General features: G+C 44.7%; 1 protein-coding gene. It reads left to right on the forward strand.

Translation table 11 applies throughout. The features are described 5' to 3' along the window. Nucleotides 1-178 precede the first annotated feature (178 nt). Nucleotides 179-528 (forward strand): DUF4397 domain-containing protein (locus KIV40_RS33010; protein ID WP_285353596.1); only part of this gene is annotated, 350 nt, incomplete at its 3' end.

A 528-nucleotide genomic window follows, 5' to 3' on the forward strand; every position in this document is an offset into this window, starting at 1 on the left:
ATGCCCACCTCGGGGGGCATTTTTATTTATAATAATTTCATCAATACAAGCAACTGAAAATAAAGAGTTAAATAGGTAAATTTCATACTTCCATCTCTGTCTCCCCTCGATATTTCTGATCCTTTAATCAAACAAGTCGTAGATCTGTGTGATGTAAAAATCACCTGGAGACAAGACAATGAAACTGGCTAAATCCTTTGCAATCGTGACTGCAATCAGTGCCGCAATAGTGGGTTGTGGCGATGATGATACACACGATATTTCGGCAGCAGACTCTTCCTATCTTCGAGTCTTTCATGCCGCCCCTGATGCTCCCAAAGTTAATGTACTTCTCGATGGGCAACCAGCTCTACAAAACGTTGATTACCAACAGTCATCAGGACAAATTTCTGTTCCCTCTGGCGACCATACCGTCCAAGTCGACGCCATTCTCGCTGATGGGACCACCACGACCGTCGTTCCCGAAACCAGCCTAGATTTAATCGCAGGACAAGAGTACAACGTTGTTGCAACAGGGAAAGTGGGCGA

Source organism: Vibrio sp. D173a (assembly GCF_030248475.1).